This window comes from Nocardia sp. NPDC060220 (assembly GCF_042727815.1).
Taxonomy (GTDB): domain Bacteria; phylum Actinomycetota; class Actinomycetes; order Mycobacteriales; family Mycobacteriaceae; genus Nocardia.
Genome location: NZ_JBHWZY010000725.1, coordinates 1 through 3,588, shown reverse-complemented (window position 1 = coordinate 3,588; position 3,588 = coordinate 1). Strand labels below are relative to the sequence as shown.

Genomic DNA, 3,588 nt, shown 5'->3' with positions numbered 1-3,588 from the left:
GGATTCTGCTGATCTCCGGTAGCACCAGAGCCGGATCTACCAATACCGCCGCCCTCCGCACCCTGGCCGGGCTCGCGCTCGACGGGATGCGCGCCGACCTCTATACCGGCCTGCGTGACCTGCCCGCTTTCGTTCCCGGCGACGATCCGGACGACTATCGCGCGGTAGTCGACCTCCGCGCCGAGCTCGCCACCGCGCACGCGGTGCTCATCTGCACCCCCGAATACGCGGGGACGCTGCCCGGCAGCTTGAAGAACCTGCTCGACTGGACCGTCGGTACGGCGGACCTGTACGAGAAGCCCACGGCCTGGTTGTCGGTGGCCCAACCGGGCCGCGGCGAGGGTGCGCTGGACACGCTGTCCACGGTGCTCGGTTACGTCGGCGCCGATGTCGTCGAGCGGGCGTGTCTGCGAGTGCCGGTGCTCGGCGCCGAGGTCGACGAGGACGGTCTGGTCGCGGATCGGGAGTTTGCGCTGAACGCGTCGATCGCACTGATCGAGCTGGCTGCTCATCTGCGTCGAATCGGAGTGTGACGTGCGCGCACCGGGCCGCGACAGCCCGGTGCGCGTGCGGTCAGTTCTTCGCCTCGGTGTCCTCGGTCTCGCGCCAGCCGAGCAGTACGGACTCTCCGTCATGCGGCCGCCATGGCAGGAAGATCGCCACGATCACCGCGCAGACGAGCACCGCGACGGTGGCGACCAGGGACGCGGCGTGGGCGCCCTGGAGCGTCGCGGCCTTCATGGCGACGATCAGGTTCTCGCGTTGGGTCTCGAAGAACGGCGCGAGCTCACGTTTGCGCAGTTCCAGCACGCTCAGTGGACTGGCCTTGACCAGGCTCTTCTCGTTGTCGTTCATGATGCCCATCGGGATGGCGTCGATGCGTGCGCCGATCCGGCTGGTGTAGTACGAGGCCACGATCGAGCCGAGCACCGCGACACCGAGCGTGCCGCCGATCTCGCGGGTCGTGTCGTTGACCGCCGAACCCGCCCCCGCCTCGTTCAGTGGCAGCGAGGACATGATCGATTCGGTGGCCGGTCCCTGCACGATGCCCAGACCCAGCGCCATCAACACCATCGAGGGCAGCACGCCGATCAGGTAGCTGCTGTCGACGGTGACCTGTCCGCCGAGGTAGAGGCCCGCGCCGATGAGTAGCAGGCCGATCACCAGTACCGCGGTGGTACCGACCCGTTGTGCCAGCAGCGTCGCGACCGGTGCGCCGATGGCGACCGAGAAGGCGAACGGCAATGAGGCGATACCGAATTCGAGCGGGGTGTATTCGCGCACGCCCTGGAAATACTGGGTGATCAGGAAAAGGAAACCGAACATCGAGAAGTAGCCGATGGCGATTGCCAGCGCGGGCAACGAGAATCGGCGGTTGCGGAACAGCCGCATGTCGAGAATCGGTGCGGCAGTGCGCAATTCCCAGGTGACGAAGGCGGCGAGCAGGACGGTGCCGAGCGCCGCGGTGCACAGTGTGGTGAGCGAGAGCCAGCCATTGTGCGGCGCTTCGATGATCGACCACACCAGCAACGTGATCCCGGCGATCGAGAGCGCGATACCGACGAGATCGAGCTTGCCGATGTGGTCGGCGCGCGATTCGGGCACCCAGATCAGCGTCGCGACCAGCGCGACCAGCGCCACCGGCACGTTGATCCAGAACACCGAATGCCAGCTGAAATGTTCGAGCAGCCAGCCGCCGGAGATCGGGCCGATGGCGATTGCGAACCCGGCCATCGCGGTCCACGCGGCGATGGCCAGCGCGCGTTCGCGCCGGTCGGTGAAGATATTGATGATCAGGGCGAGGGTGGCGGGGAAGACCGCGGCGGCGAAAACGCCCATCGCGGCTCTGGCGACGATGACCTGCGTCATCGTTTCGGCGAGTGCGCCGCCGACCGACATCACCGCGATGCCGACGAGGCCGATGGTCATGATCCGGCGGCGGCCGTAGCGGTCGCCGAGGTTGCCTGCCGCCAGCAGCAGGCCGGCGAAGGTGAGGGTGTAGGCGTCGACGACCCACTGCAGGCCGGAGACTCCGGTCCGTAGCTGGACGCCGATCGAGGGAAGGGCGACGTTGACGATCGTGTTGTCGAGTACCACGAGCAATTCGGCCAGACAGATGACGGCGAGCGCGAGAAACCGCTGCGAACGCCGGTCCAGCAGCACTGATGGAGCGACTATGGAGGTTGCCATAGCATTGGAGTGAACCAGATTACTGTCACCCTGCGTAACACCTTCTCGGTAGGATCACTGCCACATTGCGTCGCCGAAGTGGTCTGTGTCACAGCAAATCCGGCCGAATCGGACCGGGAGATACCCGTTTTGGCAGATGGGGGGAGGTGCAGGTACAGTGGTCAACGGTCATGCGGGATGTGCATACGTCCGGCGAAGACCACACCCATTCGTTCTACCGAAGACCGTTGGTCGTTGATGCCGAATTTCACGGTGTCGATCGAAGGTCCGGCGACATTGCCGGCGACCCACGCAGGGAGAGCTGAGGCCGAAGATATTTTGCGCCCCGGTACGCCTTGCGTCCGGGGCGTTCGTTTTGTCGCCGGCCCCTGATTCGGTAGTGCACCAACGAAACCGACATCAGAGAGGAGGCGAAGTATGGCGAAACCTGAAAAGGTCACCGCTGTCGCGGAGATCGCGGAGCAGTTCAAGAACTCCACGGCCACTGTTGTCACGGAATACCGTGGCCTGTCGGTCGGCAAGCTCACCGAGCTGCGTCGTGCGCTCGGCGCCGACGCCACGTACTCCGTCGCCAAGAACACCCTGGTCAAGATCGCTGCCGGCGAAGCCGGTGTGGCGGGTCTCGACGAGCTGTTCGTCGGCCCGACCGCTATCACCTTCATCCAGGGTGAGCCGGTCGATGCCGCCAAGGCGCTCAAGCAGTTCGCCAAGGACAACAAGTCCCTGGTCATCAAGGGCGGATACATGGACGGCCGCGCGCTGTCCGTGTCCGAGGTCGAGCGTATCGCTGACCTCGATTCGCGCGAGGTGCTGCTGGCCAAGCTGGCCGGTGCGTTCAAGGCCAAGCCTTCGCAGGCTGCCGCCCTGTTCGCCGCTCCCGCTTCGCAGGTCGCCCGGCTCGCCCAGGCGCTGCTCGAGAAGCGCACGAGTGCCGAAGGCGCTCCTGCTGCCGAAGAAGCACCCGCGGCTGACGCCGAATAAGACATCTATTACCCGCCTCGGGGTGCGTATGCGCTGCGAGGTACACCACGAAAGGAACCACCATGGCAAAGCTGAGCACCGAAGAACTGATCGGCGCCTTCAAGGAGCTGACCCTGCTCGAGCTCGCTGAGTTCGTCAAGGTCTTCGAAGAGACCTTCGACGTCACCGCCGCTGCCCCCGTCGCCGTCGCGGCCGCCGGTGGCGCTGCTCCGGCCGAGGCTGCCGAAGAGCAGGACGAGTTCGACGTCATCCTCGAGGGTGCCGGCGACAAGAAGATCCAGGTCATCAAGGTGGTCCGTGAGATCGTCTCGGGCCTGGGCCTGAAGGAAGCCAAGGACCTGGTCGAGGGCGCCCCGAAGCCGATCCTGGAGAAGGTCGCCAAGGATGCCGCCGAGGCCGCCAAGGCGAAGCTCGAAG

The 3,588-nt window shown here is 65.5% G+C and carries 4 protein-coding genes; 3 read left to right on the top strand and 1 reads right to left on the bottom strand.

The window, feature by feature from the left end:
• Positions 1-533: NADPH-dependent FMN reductase (locus tag ACFWF3_RS28510; RefSeq protein WP_379316569.1), on the top strand; the 533-nt coding region annotated here is incomplete at its 5' end.
• Between the two features lie 40 nt (positions 534-573).
• Here the strand turns inward: ACFWF3_RS28510 and ACFWF3_RS28505 are convergent.
• A complete protein-coding gene (locus tag ACFWF3_RS28505) occupies positions 574-2,190 on the bottom strand; it encodes an MFS transporter (RefSeq protein ID WP_378990963.1) in 1,617 nt (538 codons plus the stop codon).
• 417 nt (positions 2,191-2,607) lie between these two features.
• Between ACFWF3_RS28505 and rplJ the strand changes: the two genes are divergently transcribed.
• Positions 2,608-3,171 (top strand): 50S ribosomal protein L10, encoded by a 564-nt coding sequence (gene rplJ / locus ACFWF3_RS28500; protein ID WP_062988862.1) that lies wholly within the window; start codon positions 2,608-2,610, stop codon positions 3,169-3,171.
• A 62-nt stretch (positions 3,172-3,233) separates the two neighbouring features.
• Positions 3,234-3,588: 50S ribosomal protein L7/L12 (gene rplL / locus ACFWF3_RS28495; protein ID WP_379316567.1), on the top strand; the 355-nt coding region annotated here is incomplete at its 3' end.